The organism is Nocardiopsis dassonvillei subsp. dassonvillei DSM 43111 (assembly GCF_000092985.1).
In the GTDB taxonomy this organism is placed as follows: Bacteria; Actinomycetota; Actinomycetes; order Streptosporangiales; family Streptosporangiaceae; genus Nocardiopsis; species Nocardiopsis dassonvillei.
On sequence record NC_014210.1, the window covers coordinates 3,270,897 to 3,290,686 of the forward strand.

General features: G+C 70.7%; 16 protein-coding genes. 4 read left to right on the plus strand and 12 right to left on the minus strand.

Features of this window, described 5'->3' with window-relative positions; genetic code table 11:
* Positions 1–47 precede the first annotated feature (47 nt).
* Together NDAS_RS13495 and NDAS_RS13500 are read left to right on the plus strand one after the other, a co-directional pair.
* A complete protein-coding gene (locus tag NDAS_RS13495) occupies positions 48–2,165 on the plus strand; it encodes a UvrD-helicase domain-containing protein (RefSeq protein WP_013153753.1) in 2,118 nt (705 codons plus the stop codon).
* 54 nt (positions 2,166–2,219) lie between these two features.
* Positions 2,220–4,481, plus strand: coding sequence for a GmrSD restriction endonuclease domain-containing protein (locus NDAS_RS13500; protein ID WP_013153754.1), 2,262 nt, complete (start codon positions 2,220–2,222; stop codon positions 4,479–4,481).
* 59 nt (positions 4,482–4,540) lie between these two features.
* Here the strand turns inward: NDAS_RS13500 and NDAS_RS13505 are convergent, their stop codons facing one another.
* The 10 genes from NDAS_RS13505 to NDAS_RS13550 all read right to left on the minus strand — a co-directional run bounded on the left by NDAS_RS13505 (position 4,541) and on the right by NDAS_RS13550 (position 14,867).
* Positions 4,541–4,948, minus strand: coding sequence for a hypothetical protein (locus NDAS_RS13505; RefSeq protein WP_126624991.1), 408 nt, complete (start codon positions 4,946–4,948; stop codon positions 4,541–4,543).
* Between the two features lie 518 nt (positions 4,949–5,466).
* Entirely contained in the window at positions 5,467–6,147 is a 681-nt protein-coding gene (locus NDAS_RS13510; RefSeq protein WP_041552760.1) for a hypothetical protein, read from the minus strand.
* Positions 6,148–6,208: 61 nt separating this feature from the next.
* On the minus strand, positions 6,209–6,910 hold the full coding sequence (locus tag NDAS_RS13515) for a vWA domain-containing protein (RefSeq protein WP_013153757.1): 702 nt from the start codon (positions 6,908–6,910) through the stop codon (positions 6,209–6,211).
* A gap of 66 nt (positions 6,911–6,976) precedes the next feature.
* Positions 6,977–8,038: a protein kinase domain-containing protein gene (locus tag NDAS_RS13520; protein ID WP_013153758.1), complete on the minus strand. Its 1,062-nt coding sequence runs from the start codon at positions 8,036–8,038 to the stop codon at positions 6,977–6,979.
* A complete protein-coding gene (locus NDAS_RS13525) occupies positions 8,035–9,078 on the minus strand; it encodes a PP2C family protein-serine/threonine phosphatase (RefSeq protein WP_013153759.1) in 1,044 nt (347 codons plus the stop codon). The genes NDAS_RS13520 and NDAS_RS13525 overlap by 4 nt, the downstream gene beginning before the upstream one ends.
* Positions 9,075–10,226 carry a hypothetical protein gene (locus NDAS_RS27645; protein ID WP_013153760.1) on the minus strand — a complete coding sequence of 384 codons (1,152 nt, stop codon included), beginning with the start codon at positions 10,224–10,226 and terminating at the stop codon, positions 9,075–9,077. Before NDAS_RS27645 ends, NDAS_RS13525 begins: the two co-directional genes overlap by 4 nt.
* A 43-nt stretch (positions 10,227–10,269) precedes the next feature.
* Positions 10,270–12,513, minus strand: a complete 2,244-nt coding sequence (locus NDAS_RS13535; protein ID WP_013153761.1) for a hypothetical protein — start codon at positions 12,511–12,513, stop codon at positions 10,270–10,272.
* 261 nt (positions 12,514–12,774) lie between these two features.
* Positions 12,775–13,398 (minus strand): hypothetical protein, encoded by a 624-nt coding sequence (locus NDAS_RS13540; RefSeq protein ID WP_013153762.1) that lies wholly within the window; start codon positions 13,396–13,398, stop codon positions 12,775–12,777.
* Positions 13,395–13,649, minus strand: coding sequence for a hypothetical protein (locus NDAS_RS13545; RefSeq protein ID WP_013153763.1), 255 nt, complete (start codon positions 13,647–13,649; stop codon positions 13,395–13,397). The genes NDAS_RS13540 and NDAS_RS13545 overlap by 4 nt, the downstream gene beginning before the upstream one ends.
* 231 nt (positions 13,650–13,880) lie before the next feature.
* Positions 13,881–14,867 carry a bile acid:sodium symporter family protein gene (locus NDAS_RS13550; protein ID WP_013153764.1) on the minus strand — a complete coding sequence of 329 codons (987 nt, stop codon included), beginning with the start codon at positions 14,865–14,867 and terminating at the stop codon, positions 13,881–13,883.
* A gap of 225 nt (positions 14,868–15,092) precedes the next feature.
* On the opposite strand from NDAS_RS13550, the gene NDAS_RS13555 reads away from it, so the two are divergent.
* Entirely contained in the window at positions 15,093–15,761 is a 669-nt protein-coding gene (locus NDAS_RS13555) for a restriction endonuclease (RefSeq protein ID WP_013153765.1), read from the plus strand.
* A gap of 31 nt (positions 15,762–15,792) precedes the next feature.
* Here NDAS_RS13555 and NDAS_RS13560 read toward each other — a convergent pair whose 3' ends face one another.
* Positions 15,793–16,578: a DUF4253 domain-containing protein gene (locus tag NDAS_RS13560; protein WP_041553171.1), complete on the minus strand. Its 786-nt coding sequence runs from the start codon at positions 16,576–16,578 to the stop codon at positions 15,793–15,795.
* Positions 16,579–16,744: 166 nt separating this feature from the next.
* The gene (locus NDAS_RS13565) at positions 16,745–17,710 is read right to left on the minus strand and encodes a TIGR03557 family F420-dependent LLM class oxidoreductase (RefSeq protein WP_013153767.1); all 966 of its coding nucleotides are present in this window, start codon (positions 17,708–17,710) and stop codon (positions 16,745–16,747) included.
* A 533-nt stretch (positions 17,711–18,243) separates the two neighbouring features.
* Here NDAS_RS13565 and rox point away from each other — a divergent pair.
* On the plus strand, positions 18,244–19,698 hold the full coding sequence (gene rox / locus NDAS_RS13570; protein WP_041552761.1) for a rifampin monooxygenase: 1,455 nt from the start codon (positions 18,244–18,246) through the stop codon (positions 19,696–19,698).
* The last annotated feature ends 92 nt before the right edge of the window (positions 19,699–19,790 follow it).

Genomic DNA, 19,790 nt, shown 5'->3' on the forward strand with positions numbered 1-19,790 from the left:
CTCCACCGCGTCCCCCTTCCATCCGCTTGAAGCACACGAGGTAAGCCGTGGCCCAGCTCGCCATTCACAAGGACTTCCTCCAGGAGTTCGCCAAACTGGAGAAGCCCGTCCAGGAACGGGTCACCGAGGTCTTCGCCAAATTCGACGAGGCCACCCACACCGGCCTGCACCTGGAGAAGATCGCCCGAGCCCGCGACGACCGGTTCCGCACGATCCGCATCGACCAGTTCTGGCGCGGGGTGGTGCTGGCACCGGCGACGGGAGACACCTACACCCTGCTCAAGGTGTTGCCGCACGACAAGGCCTACGAGTGGGCCAGGACGCGCAGGGCGTCGGTCAACATGGCGACCGGCGCGATCGAACTGCGCGACGTGGAGGCGATCGACTCCAGCATCCCCTACCTGGAGAAGATGGCCCGCAAGACGCCGACCCGGTTGTTCGGCCACGTCGCGGACTCCGACCTGACACGGTTGGGGGTGGACGGGCAGACCCGGGACTTCGCGCGCACCCTGACCGACACCTTGCAACTGGAGGCGGCGCAGGGGCTGCTGCCGCCGGTGCAGTGGTCCGTGCTGTACGGACTGGCCGCCGGGATGAGCCCGGAGGAGGTCTGGGACGACATGGGCGCGGCGATCAGCGCCGAGCAGATCGATCCCGAGGACCTGGACGCCGCCGTTCGGCGCAGCTCCGACCGGGTGCTCCTGGTCAAGGGACCCGAGGAGCTGATGACCGCCCTGGCCCACCCCTTCGACCTGTGGCGAATCTACCTGCACCCGGTGCAGCGCGCGGTGGCCGAGGCCTCCTACCGTGGACCGGCCCGGGTCAGCGGCGGTCCGGGTACAGGCAAGACCGTGGTGGCGCTGCACCGCGCCCACCAACTGGCGCGACAGGACCGGGGTCCGGTGCTGCTGACCACGTTCACCTCGACCCTGGCCGAGGCGCTGGAGCGCAACCTCGCCCTGCTCTCCGAGACCACCGGGAACCCGGGGACAGCCGATCGGGTGCGGGTGGAACACGTGGACCGGCTGGCCCACCGGGTGTTCCGGGAGGCGCACGGCAGGCCGAACCTGCTCCTCCCCGAACGGGAGCGGGAGCTGTGGCAGCGGATCTGCGCCGGGTTGGGCGTGGACCTGTCCCCCGCGTTCCTCGCCGAGGAGTGGCGCCAGGTGGTGCTGGCCCAGCGGGTGGGGTCGGCGTCCGAGTACCTGGCTGCCAAACGCACCGGACGCGGGCGCGGCCTCGCCCCCACACAGAAGGCCCGGGTGTGGCAGGCGGTATGGGAGTTCCAGAGAGAACTGTCGGCACACGGGCTGTGGACGCACGAGACCGTGTGCGAGGAGGCGGCCCGGCTGCTGGCCGAGCGCCCCGACACCGACAGGCCCTTCCGGCATGTGGTGGTGGACGAGGCCCAGGACCTGGGCGCCCACCAGTGGCGGCTGCTGCGGGCGGCTGTACCGCACGGCCCCGACGACCTGTTCGTCGCCGGGGACACCCACCAGAGCATCTACGGCCCCGGGATCACCCTGAGCGAGGTCGGGGTGAACGTGCGCGGCCGCTCCTCGAAGCTGCGGATCAACTACCGCACCACCGGCGAGATCCTCGGGTGGAGCCTGGGACTGATGCAAGGCCAGCCCGTGAACGACCTGGACGGGGGACCCGAATCACTGACCGGTTGCCGCTCGGAGATGCACGGCGCGGAGCCGACGGCGAAGGGGTTCGCCAACCAGGAGGCGGAATCCGCGCACCTGAAGGAGACGGTCCGCGCCTGGCTCGACGCCGGGGTGCTGCCAGCCGAGATCGGAGTGGCGGCACGCTCCAACCGGGCCGCGGACCAGGCACTGCTGGCCCTGGAGGAGGCCGGGATCCCAGCCGTTTCCCTGGCACGGGACCCGTCGGGGAACGGCGCAGGGGCGGCCGTCGGCACGATGCACCGCATGAAGGGGCTGGAGTTTCGCTGCCTGGCCGTGGTCGGCGCCGGGAGCAGCCAACTGCCCGCACCCCGAAGCGTCACACCCGAGGAGGAGGATCCCGGTGCGCACGTCCGGGATCTGCTGCGCGAACGCAGCCTGCTGTTCGTGGCGTGCACCCGCGCGCGCGAGCAGCTGAGCGTGAGCTGGCACCAGGAACCCAGTCCGTTCCTGGAACCGCTGGTGAACCCGGCCTGAGCGGCCCGTCGCGCACGCGTACGACGCCCCACCGAACGGAGGAAGTCCCCCACCATGGCGAAACTGTCCCAACTCCTCGACCAGGTCGACTCCGGCACGATCCTGCTCCCCGAGTTCCAGCGCGGCTACGTGTGGAACCGTGACCAGGTGCGCGGTCTGATGCGGTCGATGTACCTGTCCCACCCGGTGGGCAGCCTGCTCCTGTGGGAGACCTCCGACACCGGTGTCTCCGCCCGGGGCGGTGCCACCGGCAACGGCACCTACCTGATGCTGCTGGACGGCCAGCAGCGCATCACCTCACTGTACGGGGTCGTCAGGGGGTGCCCGCCCGGCTTCTTCGACGGCGACGCCAAGGCGTTCACCGGCCTGTACTTCAACGTGGAGGGCGAGGAGTTCGCCTTCTACTCACGCAACCGGATGGCCGGGGACGCGCGTTGGGTGAACGTGACCGAGCTGTTCGCTAAGGGGGCGATGCACTACATGCGTCCGCTCATGGACGCCTTCCCCGAACAGGCCGAGACCTTCCTGAACCGGCTGAACCGGCTGCGCCAGATGACGGAGCGGGAGTTCCACCAGGAGAAGATCACCGGTGCGGACAAGGACGTCGAGGAGGTCGTCGGAATCTTCAACCGGGTCAACTCCGGTGGTACCAAGCTCTCCAAGGGCGACCTGGCGCTGGCCAAGGTGTGCGCCCAGTGGCCCGACGCGCGCAGGGTGATGCGCACGGCCATCGACCGCTGGCGCGAGCGCGGCTACACGTTCACACTGGACTGGCTGCTGCGGACCACCCTGGCGGTGGCCACGGGCAAGGCCCGGTTCGAGCAGATGTCCAAGGTGGGGGCCGAGGACTTCCGCGACGCGCTGGAGCGAACGGCCTCCCACACCGACACGCTCCTGGAGGCGGTCTCGGGGAGGCTCGGTCTGGACCACGACCGGGTTCTGAAGAGCCACTCCTCGCTGATCGTCGCCGTGCGGCTGCTGGAGCTCAACGATGGGGTGTTCGATGACCGGGCACACCGCGACAAGGTCCTGTACTGGTACATGCACTCGGCGCTGTGGGGCCGCTACAACGGCCCCACCGAGAGCACCCTGCAACGGGACTTCGACACCGCGGAGCGCAGCGGCGTAGACGGGCTGATCGCGGCGCTGGAGCGCTCCCGGAGCGGTTCCCTCAAGGTCCGGCCGCACGACTTCGAGGGGACGCAGGGGTCACGCTTCTACCCGCTGCTGTACCTGCTGGTACGGGCCAGGGGTTCTCGGGACCTGGGAACCGGCCAGGAACTGACCGCCGAGGCACTGGGCTCGCACAGTCATCTGCTGCGGCACACCCTCTTCCCGACCCCCCTGCTGCGCGGGCGCGACGCCAAGTCCGACGCGATCGCCAACTTCTGCTTCCTCACAGAGCGGAACGACCTGGAGGTCGGTCAGCGAGCGCCGGACGAGTACCTGGCCGCGGCCGAGGCAGCGCACCCCGGGGTACTGGCCTCACAGTGGATCCCCGGGGACTCCGCGCTGTGGAGGCCGGAGCGCTACCGCGACTTCCTGGCCGCCAGACGGGAGTTGCTGGCCGAGGCCGCGCAGTCCTTCCTGGAGGAACTGCGACAGGGAACCGCGCCTGAAGAGAAAGAGCTGCGTCCGCTGACGGTGACGGCAGAGGAGGCTGCCGACCCGCGCAGCGCCCAAGTGCGTGCGCTGGTCGAGGAGATGCGTCAGACGGGATACGCCGAGCCGGATCTGGGCACGGCGATCAACGATCCGGAACGGGGCGGGGTGATCGCCGAGGCCGAGGCGTTCTGGCCGGACGGGCTCCAGCACGGACTGGGCAAGCCGGTGGTGCTGGAACTGGATCCGGAACAGGCCGACCTGCCCAGGTTGCAGGAGTTGGGCTATGAGGTGTTCACGTCAGTGGACTCACTGGCGGGGTTCGTCCGGCGGCTGGGGCAGGACGCCGCAGGTGAGGCTTCGGCTGCCGAGCCGGTGGCGGAGGTCGGCGAACAGGAGGCCGACCCGGACGTGGCCGCCTTCGGCAGGGCGATGGTGGAGGGGTACGAGCGGGCCAAGGTGGAGGCGGGGTACACCGCCTCGTTCTTCCTGGGCATGCTCGCGGAACTGGGTCCGCTGGAGACGGCGCGCAAGCTGCTCAACGCCCCGGCGGTCTCGGACGGGTTCTCGAACCTGTGGGACCGGGGGCGCCTGGACCTGACGGTGGAGGCGCTGGTGCTGCGGCCGGAATTCGCCCCGCTGTTCACCGAGGAGGAGCTGACCCGGGCCCGCAACCGGTTGGGGCAGTTCGGGTACCGTTCCCTCGCCGGGTAGGTGCCGCGGTGTCCCGGCAGCCGCCGGGACACCGCGGCCCGAACACGACCGGCTCGGGGTCAGCTCGGGTCCTCCCACGAGTACAGGGTGTACCTGCCCAGCTCACCGCTGCTATTGGAGACGACCACCTGGTCGCCCGTGATCTCGTACGAGTAGGGGCCGTTCCACGCGATGTACCCGTCCCGGGTGGTCTCCGCCTCCATCAGCACCGGATCCTCACCGGAGTCGGGGATCTCGCCGTGGTAGTAGAGCTGGCCGCTGCTGTCATCGCACAGGATGATGCGGTGCTGGTCGGTCTCGAAGGCCTCGACCAGGGTCGCTCGCCCCTCGTCGGGGATGAGCCCGGCGACCCGTGAGGGGCAGGGCTCCTCGTTGTCCAGGGCCAGGTCGTCACGGGAGATGTCCTCGGATCCGGCCAGGGACGAGATCACGGAGACGCACCCCGACACCAGGGCGAGGAACACCACCACCGACACGATGCCCAAGGCCCACGCACAGCCGTTTCCTCCGCTCGCCGTGCGTGCCTCCGTGTAACCGGGGCTGCTCCAGCCCCCGGGCGGTGCGGGGGGCGCGGGGGCTGGGCGGGGGGACGCGGTGAAGGTCGGTGTGCTCGTGGGCTCGACGGGGGGAAAGAAGATCTCTCCCTCGATCGGTGAGAAGACCTCCTTCTTCGGGGGTGGAGTCGAGTAACCCGTGGACGGCGCGGACCCAGTCGCACCGGTACGCGGTGACGCCTTGGGCCGGGCGGGCGCCTTCTTCGGGGTCGGCCGCGGAATGTTCGCCGTCGCGTCGCGCGCCATGTCGCACAGTTCACAGGACATCGACGTGCCGGGATTGAACGTGTCACACGCGTGGCAACGCCACGTGGGCCCAGGCGGAGCGGCTGTCGAAGTGTCCTTCCTCCGCTTCTCGTCGCACACCTGGCACCGGCCCCGACTGAGCTCGTTGAACGTCTGGCAGGCGTGGCAGCGCCACGTCGTCCGGGTCACCGGCCCTCCGCCTCCCGGCGCCGGGTGAGGACTTCCTCGTACAGTTCCCTGGTGCGCGGCCCCGGGGCGAAACTCACCCAGTCCCCGGACGCGTCCGTGTCCGCGGCGGGTGTGAGAGCCGGCCCGGGTCCCGTGGCCTCGGCGAGGAGCCTGTGCCCCGCCGCGGCGGTGGAGGCGATGTCTTCGCCGTCGGGCGCCTCGGCCAGCGGAAGCGCCGGACGGCCGGAGGGCACGAAGCCCGGTACGAACTCACCGGGGGCCGCCGCACCGTGCCGGGAGGCGGTCTCCTCCGGTTCTCCCAGCGGAGCGGGGGGTTCGGTCTCCGGCACGGGAGGCCTGTCCAGCCACGGAAAACGCGCGAGGAGGTGCGCGTACAGGTCCCGGGCCGCCGTCAGGTCGTACTCGTCGTGCAGCCCCACCCTGAGCAGGACCATCCCCGTGTCGGACTCGTCCTGCGCGGGGAGGAGACCCTGGCGCCGAAAGCGCAGGGTCAGCCGTCGCGGAGGCTTACGGGAGGATTCCCCCAGCATGACCTGGTCACAGTGGCGCATATTCAGAGTGAACTGACCACCGTCGGCCCAGTCGACGTAGACGAAGTTGTCGACCAGGCACACGCGGGCCTCGCTGAAGTCCTGGTCGAAGGAGGGCGGGGGTCCCCCCGAAGCGGAGGCGCGCACTCCCCTCCTGCGCTCGGACCCGTGATCGGAGGATCCGGAGAACCAGTTGTTCACAGGAGCCTCACAGGCTGTTGGCGATGGTGTTGACGATCTCGTCCATCTCGAATTCCTCCAGGCCGTCACCGGCGCGGGAGGGGAAGTGCATGGTCAGATTCCACTCCTCGGCGATCTCCGACCAGGGTTCCTCGTCGGGGGCGAAGAGCACCAGCCGCTTGGCGGAGTTGTCCATGACCGCGGCCTGGCTGCGCGCGTACCCCCATTCCTCGAACAAGTCGTCCAGGGAACGGGGAAGGTCGGCGGGATAACCCGGCGCGGAGACGGCGTCGGGATCGCCGAGAGGGTGCGCGGAGGCGTCGGTGAAGAGCACGATGACGTGGCGGCGCCGGTCGAGTCCGGTCTCCCAGGGGGAACGGATCGCCAGGGCCAGCGCTTCGAGTCCGGACTCGGGGATGTCCCCGCCCCCGGCGGGTTCGAGGACGCGCACGAAGTCCTCGTAGTCGCCCTCCTGGTCGGGGAAGGTGAGAAAGTCCGTGGTCTCGAGCGCGTCACCGGGGTTGTCGGCGAAGTCGCGGAAGGCGATGACGCGCAGGCGCAGCTGGCTGATCGCCTTGCTCTTCTGGGCCATGACGACGCTGAGCCGGGAGTGGAAGCCCAGTGCGCTCTTCTTCACCTGTTCCAGGACCGGCCCCATGCTGGCGGTGACGTCGACGCATAGCACGATGTCGACCGCGTAGGCGAGGTTTCCCCTGCTCTGGGCGTTCATGGTTACTCCGTGGGTTGGGGTGTGCAAGGTCGCCCCGCGGCGCGGTCGCCGCAGGGCGTGTGCGGGTCAGGACCAGTTGATGCGGACTCTGGAACGGCGTTCGGCGTCGGGACGGCGCCGGGGATCGCCGCCGGAGCCCGCTGAGGGCTCAGACCCCGCGAGGTTGGTGCGGAGCCTGCTCCTGCCGCCGGAGGGTTCGGGCCCGGGCTCGGAACGGGCAGTACGCCTCTCGTCGGTCCGCGTCCGCAGTTCGCAGGTGCTGGGGTTGAGCGCGTTGACGAAGGCTCCCGCGCCCGGGCGCGCGCCGGGGACAGCGGAGCACATCCTGCTGATGAGCACACCCATGCCCGGAGCGAGTCGGGGGTCGAACTCCAGCGCGACCCCGTCGTTGACCGCGTCCGCCGGGCTGCCGTAGGAGTCGGGGAAGGTCGGCAGAGCCCCGGTGAGGTAGAGGTGGGTCAGGAGTCCGAGGGCGAAGACGTCCGAGGCGGTGGTCAGCATCTGCGGTCCGGTGCCCTCCTCTCCACGGACGTAGCGTTGCCACTCGGGTGAGCCGTAGAGTGCGTCCCCGGCGACCTCCTCGTACGCGGGAGGATTCCCGCTGAGGTGGGCGTCGTCGAAGTCGATGAGCTTCGCCGTATGGAAAACGGTCTGCTTCTGTACCAGCACGTTGTCCGGTTTCAGGTCGCCGTGGACCACGTCGATGTCGTGCAGCTGCCTCAGGCTCTGGCCCAGGGTCTTGAGCAGGATCGACTTCTCCCGGGCACCCAGTGTGTGGGGGCTGTCCATGTTGGAGGTGTCGATGCGCTCGGTGACCTTGTAGTAGGTACTGCTCTCGCAGAAGAAGTCCTGGGCCAGCACCAGGTTCCCTCCCCCCGCCTGGTCGGGTTGGAGGGCCTTCATGATGTGGCGGTGCCGCGCCTCGAACTCCTCACACGCCTGGAGCCGGATCCGGGCGCTGCGGTTCGGCGGCCCCGAGGAGGGCTTGGGCCGTTTGGGGTCCAGGAAGCGCTTGACGAAGTACTCCTGTCCGTCGCGTTCGGCGAAGGCCCACATGCACTTGCCGCCGCCCGCGTTGGTGGGCTCCGTGACGATCCGGTAGCCGTTGATCACGTCGCCGAGCTTCACGGCGTCTCCTCCCTCTCCTGCGGCATCCGTGACTCGTACACGGGCCGGTAGCGCCGCCATGACTCCTCCTGCCACAGGCGGCGCTCCTCGACGTCCGCTCCCCGGGGCGGAGGGGCCAACTCCTTCTGGAGGATGCGCAGGCGCTCGGCGAAGCCGGTGCGCATGGCCTCGAAGGTGTCGAATCCGAAGGCGACCGCCGCCAGGGTGGCGTCGTCGCCGGTGTAGGCGCGCACCCGCCGTTCCAGCTCGGCCGCGAACGACTCCCCGTCCACGGCGCACTCCAGCGCCTCCAACAGGAGCAGCTCGAACACGTGCGGCGTGTCGACGTAGCCGAAGAACCCGTCCGTGGCGCACACCAGGAGGCAGGGCTGGGGCAGGGACACCCGCGCAGACTCCACGAAGAGGTCGGGGGAGGCGCTGAGCATGTTGGTCATGGGAGGGTCCTGGCGAAGCTGTTCCAGGGCGTCCTGCTCCTCGGTGTGGTCGCGGGTCAAAGCCGTCATCCCGTGCCGGGGGTCGAGGGCGTAGACCCGGGAGTCCCCCGCCCACAGGGCGCGGGCCTGCACTTCCGGTCCGGCGATCCGGTAGGTCACCGCTGCCATGGTGGTGGGCATCTGGCGGATCATCCTGCCGGTGAGACGACTGCGCTCCCTGGGGCGCATCAGGCGCAGGGCCGAGCCGACACCCTCCTCCAGTCGCTCGACCTCAGCCAGGTCGGTGGGCTCGGGCCGTGACACCGTGGCGCGGAACCACTCCCTGGTGGCCATCGCGGCCACGCGCGAGGCGACCCAGGCGCTGGTAGCCCTGTGGCCTGACCGGTCGGCGTCGGCGAACGCGCTCCCGGCGCCGCCCACACCGTCGAAGACACCGATGATTCCGCTCCAGGAGGGGGTGTGGTGTTCCCAGAGGGGTTCGGCGTCCTCCCCCTGGCCGGGGTTCTTCTCCGCCCACACGCCCCAGGCCCTCACTCCTGGCTGGCCCAGGTACCACCGTGTACCGGTCGTGGAGGGAACCAGCAGCGGTTTCCGCGCCCCGCTCACCGGTGCCCTCCGTCACCGTCGCGCCGGACACCCCGCACACGGCTGCCACGGGAGCCCGCGTCACCGCCGGTGGAGCGGGACCGCCCCTCCTGGCTCCGAGGCCGGGCGGAACGCGGGTCCTCCACCGGTACGGCCGCCGCGGCCGGTTCGGTGCGGCCGACCGCGGGCAGGGGTTCGTCCTCCGGAGGCCCCTCGGGGTAGGTGTCGGCGAACTCGGCGCGTACGGTGGGCCCGGGCGTCCCGGAGGAGGGCCCCTCCAGCTCCCGCGCGCGCTCGCGACCGGTGCGACCGCCTCCAGAGACCCCCCTCACCCGGCCGATACCGCCGATCGTCCGGGAACCGCCATCGACCAGCCTGTCGACGATCGTCCGTTCGATCTCGGCGGTGTCGAAAGGCTCGCGCTCACCCTCGTTGCGGCTCATCACCACGTCGAGGGCACGCATGAGCTCAGCTCGCTCGGAGGCTTCCTCGGAGCGGATCCACTCCAGTACCGCCCGGTCGCCCTCCTTCTCCAGCATTCCGGCGATCAGTGCCTCGGGGCCCTCCTCCCTGAGCAGCCTCAGGTTGTAGGCGCGCCCCATCGAGTCCAGACGCTGTTCGCGCAGTTTGTCCCGGTAGGCGCGCCCACCGGTGGTGATCTCTTCCTCATCGAGCTGGAGTTCGACGACGACACGGCGCAACCGGATGGCCGAGTCGCCGTGGAAGGAGGCGACGGCCTCGTTGAGGGCCTGCTCGGTCTCGTGGAACTGGGAGATGTCGTAACGGCTCGAGACGTTGCGCAGCATCCTGCGTAGAGGTCCCCTCAGCGTGGAGGCCATGTCGCGGATACCGCGTTCTATGACGGCCACGGGGTCGACGACACGGCAGGAGAGAGTAACCCCCGCGCGGAAGCCGAACCCCGGGTCGCGGCTGACCAGGGTTACGAGGAATCCCAGCCGGTGTTCGGCCGTGTCGACCAGGAACATGCGCTGGTAGGCGCCGAACCTGGCCTCGGGCACCACTTCTCCCGGTCGGACCAGGACAGCGTCGCCTCGGTGAGGCTCAAGCACCATCGCGGTTCCGTGCTCCGGTGGGCGCAGGGGGGTGAACAGGCGGAAGGTCTGTATCTCCTCCTGCCTGAGCACCGGGTCGTAGCTGAACTGTTCCATGTAGCTCCCTCGCGCGGCACCCGTTGACGGGCTCCGCAGGTGTTCAGATGGTGCGCCGCAGTTCCGCGGCCACAGCTGATCCCTCGTCTCCGCCAGCCGCCCACTGGCCGAGCCAGTAGACGATCCGCTCGCGGTGGCGGCGTCCCTGTGCGGCGACTCCTTCGAGTACTCCGCGCACCGCCTGGCGAGCGCGCGGATTTCCGGAAGCGTGACCGATCCAGCCCTTGAGCACGTCCAAGGCGACCTCCTGGACCGGTTTGCGGGCGAGGGCGCGCTTCCAGAGTTCGACCATGGCCGCCAGGTGCTGGTCCGACAGTTCCAACAACAGGGGGCAGGCCACGGAGCGCTTGCCGCGCCGAAGCGCAAGGGGACGGTGCGCCGTCTCCGGCCGGGTCGCGGTCCCCGCCACGTAGCAGAAGGCAAGGAGGGACTTGACCACCAGGGGCGAAGCGTCCTGGGACTGCGACCAGTCGAGCATGGCTTTCAGAACGTGGCCGACACGATCGTGACCGGCCAGCGCGGCCAGTGCCTCTGCGACGTGTCCCAGTGAGTCCCACGACTCCCTGTCCCCCAGGGCAGTGAGAAGGACACCGACTGCTGCGTCAGGGTCCCTGCGCCCCGGTGGGCCGCCCGCGACCAGTGCCGATGTGGCGGCCATACGGCGCTCCACGGCGTTGCCCGGAAGATCGGCCCAGGTATACAGCAGGTCCCACACCCGATCCGTCAGATCCGGGTCCTCACTCACGACACCGAGGACGGTGGCTGCGGCGCGCCTGGTGTGCGGTGAGCTGTTGCCCGCCCAGCTGTTGAGGAAGCGGTGCAGGGCGTGCTCCAGGTCTTGGGCGGCAACGACCGCTGTCGCCACACAGGCCCTGGCCTGGACCTCCACGTCGCGATGGGTGGCCAGTTGCCGTAGCCAGCGCACCAGACTGGTGCGCTGGCCGTCCAGGTGGTTCCAGGCGTAGGCGAGCACGGCCTGCTGGGTGCGGGGTTCGCGGAACCTGACCCTGGGCTGACTGGAGCGTCGGTCGTCGGGGTCGGCCAACAGAATCCAGGGGTGCGTGGTGTGCAGGGTCTCGTGGAAGCGCAGCGCCGGAGGAGCCGACCGCTCCTCGGTGAACAGGTGGTAGAGATCGACCGCCGCGTCGGAGACGGTGAGGTAGGGGGCGTCGTGGAGGACGGCGGCGGCGAGGGCGAAACTCACGTCCTCCGGGGCACGGTGGCCGTCGAACCATTGGTGGACGCGTGTGGAGGGGTCGCCGAGCCGACGGACGAGCGCCTCCAGGTCCTGGCCGTCGCGCACCGCGACGGCCAGGCTGACGGCGGTACGCGGTTGGGGAGCTCGCACCAGCAGGTCCAGGGCCCCGCTGTCTCGGAGCCTCTCGGTCAGTCGGCGCGCCTGTTCGGGAGCGGGCGCCTCGCCCAGGACCCAGCGGTGGACGATGGCCTCCGGATCGGCCCTTACTTCCTCGGCCACGACCGCCTCGGAGTGGGCGGCGGTGTTGAGCAGAGCGCCCTGCGGGGGATTGGTGACCACGACCATGTAGGAGTCCGCGGCCTGGAGTGCGTCGCGTACCTGGTGGATCCACTCGAGGTCGATGGACACGGCCATGCCGGAGCCGTCCGAGGTGCGCGGGCCGGTGTCCGTCCTAAACAGGAGGCCGCATCCCTTCTCCCGGGGGCTCCAGGAGACACTGCCCGGTTGTTCGCCCGTGCCGAGTTGCAGGATGCGGCCCCGGCCTACCGCGAGCAGGGCGACGGCCTCGGCCAGGAGGTTGACGGCCACCGCCTCCCTGCCGCTTCCGTCCGGCCTCGCCAGGACGAGCACGCGGTTGGTCAGGAGGATCTGGAGGAGGCGGTCGAAGTCGGGCGGGCGGACGAAGTTGTCGACGTGTGCGCTGACGCGGTCAACGGGAAGGTCGACGGACTCCGACGCAGGGTCCGGACTCCGGGCGACACCCGGACCGCCCGAGGTGTGGAATCCTCCTCCGAAGCGGACCGTGTCGTTGAACAGGGCCAGAGTGCCGATCCTCAACCCGCCGGCCTCGCCCTGGAGGCGTTCGAGGAGTCGGTCGGTGAGGGCGGACATCCGCGCGGACTCGGCGTGTTCCCGGGACGAGGCCTCGCGCCGCAGCGCGTGGAGCGCGTCCTCCTGGGACAGGGGCTCCTCGTCACCGGCCAGCCGGGACTCGCCCTGCGATCGGGGCGCGTCCTCCGAGGTGGAGGAGGACGCGGAGACCGCCTCCTCCGAGGACGCACCGTGACGGACGTCGTCGGTCCGCGACATGGAAGGTTCTCCGAGAGGTTACGGGTGCCATGGAGCACGGAAACGGAGACTCCACGTACCCGGGACCGCCTCGTGCGGCACCGGGTTCCCGGCCGGGAGCCTTCTGATTCTTGCTGGTCCTTCTCCGGCGGATCCGGCCCGCATCACCGACCGCGCCTTGCGCAGTCCGCTCGGGGAGGGCATACGAGCCGGTTGTCGGCAGGGTGGGTCACAGGGGAACAACGACGTTCCCGGCCTGGACCCGCGAAGGCGGAAAAGACGTTAGCTGTTCCAGTCTCCGGAGATCTGGACCTTCTCATTGAAGACGTTGGCGTTCTTGATCATGGACGCCTGAATCGCCGCCCCGCCGGAGGAGGTTCTTCCCGCCTTCTCGGTCATTTCGATCAGTTCGTCACGGAACTGCTGGTCGCGCAGCATGTAGGCGGCGAGCATCCGCTGCAAGGACTCCTGGTTGCCCTCTTCCTCCGGGTGGTTCTCGATAGCCGCCAGGGTGCCTTCTGCCTCCCGGTCACCCGCGAAGCGGGAGCGTATCCTTTCGACAACGGATTTCGCCGCATCCCATGAGGCGTTCCCCGACTTCTCGCCAATGGTTTGGGCCGCGGTCTGCACCACAAGCGCGACAGCGGCAGAAGCAGCAGCGAAAGCCAGTTCCATGACGTCCTTAGGGTGAAGAAGAAGCCTGCCGGACACGCCGATCCGGCAGGACTGGGGGTGACCATCATAGGAGAACCAGGGCGAGTGCGAGACGGAATCGGAGAAATTCTGGCGGACCACGCGACCAAAAGAGATCCTGTTTGTACGCCTGGAGGCCAGAGGAAATGCCTTGAACTGGCCTTTTTCGGATAATACGAGGACAGGCACCACCAGGTGGCCGATACCGGTCATTCGTAGGAGCAGCGGGGGTGCGGGATGATCCCGCGTTCGGGCCTGCGGGGGCGCGGGCAGCGGCCGCGCACGCGGTCGCGGAGGGCTTTGCGGCGCGGGTCGGCCTCCGCGGCGGGTGCGGTGACGGGCGTGGTGTGCGCGGGAGGAGCGCACGGCGCGAGGAGGACGTGGGGGTTTCCCAGCGCGGCGGTGAGGGCGAGTGCGAGGAGTCCGGAGCAGGGGCGCAGGAACCGACGGTGTCGCTCGGGCATGGAGACCAGCCTGACAGCCGTGGCCTTGCGTGGTGGGTCGATCACGTAAGGAGAGGTGTCCGGTTCAGGCCAGGGACTGCACGTGTGAACCGTGTTGTGCCCGGGTAACCGGTTCGGTCGGTGGGGTGGAGACACGCGTTCTGGGAACGAACCCGAGCGCCGCCCGCCGCGTCCCGCAGCATGCTCGCGCCCGAAGCGGGCGCGGGCGGAGCGGGAACAGGCGGGGCGGGCTCAGGCCCCGGTCGAGCCCTCCGTGCCGCTCCCCGTCGGCTCGGACTCGGCCGGGACGTCCGCGGGCGGGCGGCGGGCCCAGTAGGTGGCCACGAGCGCGCCGGAGATGTTGTGCCAGACCGAGAACAGGGCGCCGGGCAGGGCGGCGAGCGGGGCGAAGTGGGCGGTCGCCAGGGCCGCGGCGAGACCGGAGTTCTGCATCCCCACCTCGACGCTGACCGCGCGGCGGGCGGTCTCGGGCAGCTTGGTGACCACGCCGAGCAGGTAGCCGAGCGTCAGGCCCAGGGAGTTGTGCAGCACCACGGCCAGGGCGACCAGGAGGCCGGAGGAGAGCACGGCGTCGGCGTTGGCGCCCACCACCGCGGCGACCACGACGACGATGCCGAGGACGGACACCAGCGGCAGGACGGGCAGGACCCTCTCCACGAACCGTCGCGCGGCCATGCGCAGCAGCAGTCCGGCCAGGACCGGGACCAGGACGACCTGGAGGATGGAGACGAACAGGTCGCCGGCGGCGACGGGCAGGGTGGAACCGGCCAGGGCCAGGACCAGGAGCGGGGTCAGCACCGGGGCGATCAGGGTGGAGATCGAGGTCATCGCCACCGACAGGGCCACGTCGCCGCGGGCGAGGTAGACGATGACGTTGGAGGCGGTGCCGCCGGGGGAGGAGCCGACCAGGATCATGCCCACCACGAGCAGCGGCGGCAGGTTGAGGAGGTGGGCGATCCCCCAGCCCAGCAGCGGCATGACCGTGTACTGGGCCAGGACGCCGAGGACGACGGCCTTGGGATGTCTGGCCACGATCGCGAAGTCCACGGGGCGCATGGTGAGCCCCATGCCGAACATGATCACCCCGAGCAGCAGGGAGATGTAGGGGGCGAGGAGGGCGGCCTGCCCGGGGGCGGCCAGGCCCGCGATCCCTCCGGCGAGGACCAGCAGGGCGAACCACCTGCCGACGAAGTCGGCGACGCGCGTGAGAACTGACATCGAAGGACTACTTCCCGTGGGTACCCGGGGGCGGCGGAGCACCGCTCCCCGGACGGTCGCCGCCGCGAGGGTCGGCCGCCGCGCGGCCATGGTAGTCCCCGCGTTCCGTGCGAGCGGTGGTCAGGGCGGGTCCCGGACCGGAAACGGCTCCGCGCCGTGGCGTTCCCCACAGGGCACCGCCACCGGGGCGGGTGACGAACCGTCCGGACGGGGAAGAGGCAGTCCATGACCGACATCTCCCCGGACGACGCGACCGAAGACAGGACGTACCCCGACATGACGTACCCCGACGAGGGCCGGAGAGGCCCCCGGGAGTGGCGGTTCGTGTGGCGCCACCGGTACGCCCTCGTGCTGGGCCTGGTCGTGGCGCTGATGGTCGGCGCGTGGGTGGCCCAGAGTTCGGCGCGGCCGCTGCTGTGGGCGGTGGCGGCGCTGGGGGTGGCGGCCCTGCTGTGGTGGTGCCGCATGCGGCTGCGCCTGGCCCGGGAGAAGTGGCGGGTGGCGCGGGTCGACCTGTCGGAGGTCGACCGGATGACCGGTGTGGAGTTCGAGGAGCACGTGGCGGGGCTGATGCGCACGCACGGCTACACCGCCGTGACGGTGGTCGGCGGGGCTGACGACGGAGGGGTGGACGTGCTGGGCCGGGCACCGGACGGGCAGGCCGTGGTGGTGCAGTGCAAGCGGTGGAACAGCCCGGTGCCCCCGAACGAGGTCCGCGCCTTCCTCGGCGTCCTCGCCACCAGTTACGAGGGGTACCGGGGGGTGTTCGTGGCCTCGAACGGCTTCACCGAGGCCGCCGCCCGTGAGGGCGAGGGGTACATGACCCTGGTGGACCGGGAGCGGTTGGCGCGGTGGATGGGCGGTTCGGGCGCGCCCGAACCGCCTCCGGCGTGACCGCCCCGTTCCCGGCGGCCGAGGTACCCGGTCAGTCCCACCAGAACTGCCAGACCGGACGGTCGACGAGTATCTCGGCGTAGGCCCTCAGGTCGCGGTGGGAACCCTGCCAGAGGTTGTCCGGGCAGAACGCGAAGTGCTCGGCCGCCACGCGCAGCGCCTGCCCGCTGTCGGTCGGCGGGGCGCCGACCGCCAGGGTGAGGCTCGCGAACCCCATGCCCAGCACGCGCACTCCGAAGCGGCGTTCCCAGTCGGCCACGACGGCCGCGAACACGGCGGTGTCGTTGTCGTAGTTGAGCGGCCCCGCCCATCCGGAAGCGGCGATGGCCTCGGCGCCCGAGGCGGCCGGGACCAGCCCCATCCGCATCCCCGGCACGTGTTCGACGAGGAGTTCGGCGCATTCGGCGGCGGTCCGCTCGGGCGCTCCCTCGGGCACGTCCGCGGCGGGGGCCGGGCCGGGCCACGACGCCCCGTAGGGAGCGGTGGTCGACCGCGGATCGTTGCCCGGATCGGCCTCCTCGCCGGAGGCGTGCTGTCTCCACCACCGGGCGAGCAGTTCCGCCGGGTCGTGGTCTCCCGGTGAGGAGATCCAGCCGGGGAACAGCTCCTGGGACTCCCAGGGCCGTACCGGGTCCCCGTACATCCCTTCCAGCAGCAGCGGCCACAGTCCGGAACGGTGGTGCTCGGCCAGGAGCTCGGACCACAGTCCGGCCGGCGCGGAGTCGTGGCTCAGCCACAGCAGCGGCGTGCCGTCCTCCGAGGACACCGTGTGTCCGGGCGGAAGCTGTACGGAGAGCGTCTTCTGGGGGTCGTCCATGCCGCGATCGTAGGCGTCGCCGGTGACGGTTCGCGGCGGCGTGGGCGTGCCCACGCCGCTCCCCGTCGTGGCGCGGCGGGCGTGACCGCTCCGGCTCCGGACACGGCGGCGACACGCGGACCGCCTCCGGTTCGTCCCTGTCGGTCGAGCGGCGCGTACGGGCCGGTCAGGTGGCGAGCGCGCGCAGTGGTCCGTCCAGTTCGCGCCGGTAGAAGTCGACGAACCCGTCCGGGTCGGGCCCGGCGTTCTGCATGACCAGGCGGTCGAAGCCGGCGTCGACGTACTTGCGGACGGCCTCGACGTAGCGTTCGGGGTCGGGCCCGCAGGCGAAGTGCCCCAGCACGTCCTCCTCCCGGACCGTGGTGGTGGCGGCCGCGAAGTTGACCGGGTTGGGCAGCTCGCTCATGACCTTCCAGCCGGTCAGGGCCCAGCGGGAGGTCTCCAGGGCCGCCCGCGCGGCGGTGTGCTCGTCCTGGGCCCAGGCCATGGGCACCTCGGCGTAGCGGGGACCGTCTCCCCCGGCGTCGCGGTAGTCCCGCACGATCGCGGACTTGGGCTCGGTGGCGAACAGCCCGTCGCCGTGTTCGGCGGCGAGTCTGGCCGACTGCCCGCCGCTGGCGGCGACGGCGATCAGCGGCGCCTCCTCGGGCAGGTCGAACACCCGGGCGTCCTCCAGCCGCAGGTACTCGCCCTCGTAGGACTGGTAGCCGCCGCCCCACAGGAGGCGGATGATCTCCAGGGCCTCGCGCAGCATGTGGTGGCGCACCTGGACGGCGTCGGGGAACTCCTGGCCGACGACGTGTTCGTTGAGCCGCTCCCCGGAGCCGACGCCGAGGACGAAGCGGCCCTTCGAGAGCAGGGCCAGGGTCGCGGCGGCCTGGGCGATGATCGCCGGGTGGTAGCGCACGGTCGGGCAGGTCACCCCGGTGGCCAGACCGATCCGCTCGGTCCTGGTCGCGATGGCGCCGAGCACGGTCCAGGCGAAGGGTGAGTGGCCCTGGTTGTCCAGCCAGGGGTGGTAGTGGTCGCTGATCTCCACGAAGTCGAACCCGGCGCGCTCGGCCAGCTCCGCCTGCCGGACGAGTTCCTCCGGCCCGAAGGCCTCGGCCGCCAGTTTGTACCCGATCTGCATGCGTCTCCCCTGTTCGGTGGTGTCGGGCGCCGACCCGCGCACCGGAGGGGCCCGCCCCCGACCGGACCGGTGGGCGCTGCGGACCCCGGACACCATTCACCCAGGGCACCCATACAACTACCGTCCGGGGTCGCGAGGAGGTTGCGACACACCCGCCGCCAGGTCAGGACCGTGTGACCGCAGGCCCGGGCGGGGTGCGGCGCGGAGCCGCCCACGGAAAAGCAGTCAGACCATCACGGAGAGCAACGGAGAGGGGAAAACGTCTCCTGCCATTATCAATCTATAGCGCACCCCGGGGCTTGCGGCAAGACCCGGGTCGTGCCGCACAATTTCCCTTCGAAACCGGAATCCGCGCGAATTCGGGACGTGCGAAAAGCGTGTGCCGTTGTCGGCGCACCGATCACGTACCGACGTCCCGGCACTGGTGGGGACCGTGGCGCTCTCACAGGCGCCCGTCGCGGGAACGCGGACGTGCGCCCCGACAGAACACGCGGAACGGCCGGTGGAGAGCGATCTCGTTGAACGGGGAATCCATGATTGACGTGACCGTGGTCGGCGGCGGACCGACCGGCCTGATGCTCGCCAGCGAGCTGCGGCTGCACGGTGTGCGCGTGGTCGTGCTGGAGAGGCTCACCGAGCCGACCCGGCAGGCCCGCGCCCAGGGTCTGCACACGCGCAGCGTGGAGGTGATGGACCAGCGCGGTCTGCTGGAGCGGTTCCTCGCGGCCGGGAGGAAGTTCCGGGTCGGCGGCATCTTCGGCGGCATCACCAAGCCGTGGCCCGACGGGCTGGACACGGCCCACCCGTACGGCCTGGCCATCGAGCAGCCGGTCACCGAACGCCTGCTCGACGAGCGCGCCCTCGAACTCGGCGCCGACGTCCGGCGCGGCCACGAGCTGGTCGGGTTGAGCCAGGACGAGGACGGGGTGAGCGTCGAACTGGCGGACGGCACGCGTCTGCGCTCGCGCTACCTCGTCGGCTGCGACGGCGCCCGCAGCACGGTGCGCAAGCTGCTCGGAGTCGGCTTCCCCGGCGAGCCCGCCGGGGTCGAGACGCTGCTGGGCGAGATGGAGGCGACCGGGGATCCGGAGTCGATCGCCGCCGTCGTCGCGCGGGTCCGCAGGACCCATCTGCGGTTCGGCCTCGCCCCGCTCACGAGCGGAGACGGGGACCGGAAGGGGGTGTACCGCGTCATCGTGCCCGCCGACGGGGTGGCCGAGGACCGCACGAGCGCGCCGACCCTGGAGGAGTTCAGGCGGCAGCTGCGGGCCCACGCGGGCACCGACTTCGGTGTGCACTCGCCGCGCTGGCTGTCCCGGTTCGGCGACGCCACCCGGCTGGCCGAGCGCTACCGGGTCGGCCGGGTGCTGCTGGCCGGGGACGCGGCGCACGTCCACCCGCCGACCGGCGGGCAGGGGCTCAACCTCGGTGTCCAGGACGCGTTCAACCTCGGTTGGAAGCTGGCCGCCGAGGTCGGGGGCTGGGCGCCGGAGGGGCTGCTGGACAGCTACCACGCCGAACGGCACCCGGTGGCCGCCGCCGTGCTGGACAACACCCGCGCGCAGATGGTGCTGCTGGGCACCGAGCCGGGCGCGGTCGCGCTGCGGGGGCTACTGGGCAGGCTGATGGACTTCGAGGAGGTGAACCGGTACGTGACCGGGCTCGTCACCGCGACGGACCTGCGCTACGACTTCGGCGAGGGGCACGCGCTGCTCGGCAGGCGGATGCGCGACATCCGTCTGACGCGGGGGCGCCTGTACGAGTTGACGCACGGCGGACGCGGGCTGCTGCTCGACCGGACCGGTCGGCTCTCGGTGGCGGGCTGGGCGGACCGGGTCGACCACGTCGTCGATACCGGCGGGGCCTGCGAGGAGCTGGGCGCGCCCGCCGTGCTGCTGCGGCCGGACGGTCACGTGGCCTGGGCCGGTGGGGACCAGCGTGAGCTGCTCGAACGGCTGCCGAGGTGGTTCGGCGCCGCCGCGGGCTGAGCGCGCCTCCGGGCCCCGTCAGCGCCCGCACCTGGGAAAACCGGTTGCGGGCGCGCGTCGCGCCGTGGAAACCTGCCGGGGCGCTCGCGGCG

What these genes read in the sequence shown, in the direction of transcription:
- NDAS_RS13500 (WP_013153754.1), top strand. Translation starts at nt 2,220, where the DNA reads ATGGCGAAACTGTCCCAACTCCTCGACCAGGTCGACTCCGGCACGATC.
- NDAS_RS13515 (WP_013153757.1), bottom strand. Translation starts at nt 6,910, where the DNA reads ATGAACGCCCAGAGCAGGGGAAACCTCGCCTACGCGGTCGACATCGTG.
- NDAS_RS27645 (WP_013153760.1), bottom strand. Translation starts at nt 10,226, where the DNA reads ATGGAACAGTTCAGCTACGACCCGGTGCTCAGGCAGGAGGAGATACAG.
- NDAS_RS13535 (WP_013153761.1), bottom strand. Translation starts at nt 12,513, where the DNA reads ATGTCGCGGACCGACGACGTCCGTCACGGTGCGTCCTCGGAGGAGGCG.
- NDAS_RS13540 (WP_013153762.1), bottom strand. Translation starts at nt 13,398, where the DNA reads ATGACCGGTATCGGCCACCTGGTGGTGCCTGTCCTCGTATTATCCGAA.
- NDAS_RS13545 (WP_013153763.1), bottom strand. Translation starts at nt 13,649, where the DNA reads ATGCCCGAGCGACACCGTCGGTTCCTGCGCCCCTGCTCCGGACTCCTC.
- NDAS_RS13550 (WP_013153764.1), bottom strand. Translation starts at nt 14,867, where the DNA reads ATGTCAGTTCTCACGCGCGTCGCCGACTTCGTCGGCAGGTGGTTCGCC.
- NDAS_RS13555 (WP_013153765.1), top strand. Translation starts at nt 15,093, where the DNA reads ATGACCGACATCTCCCCGGACGACGCGACCGAAGACAGGACGTACCCC.
- NDAS_RS13560 (WP_041553171.1), bottom strand. Translation starts at nt 16,578, where the DNA reads ATGGACGACCCCCAGAAGACGCTCTCCGTACAGCTTCCGCCCGGACAC.
- NDAS_RS13565 (WP_013153767.1), bottom strand. Translation starts at nt 17,710, where the DNA reads ATGCAGATCGGGTACAAACTGGCGGCCGAGGCCTTCGGGCCGGAGGAA.
- rox (WP_041552761.1), top strand. Translation starts at nt 18,244, where the DNA reads ATGATTGACGTGACCGTGGTCGGCGGCGGACCGACCGGCCTGATGCTC.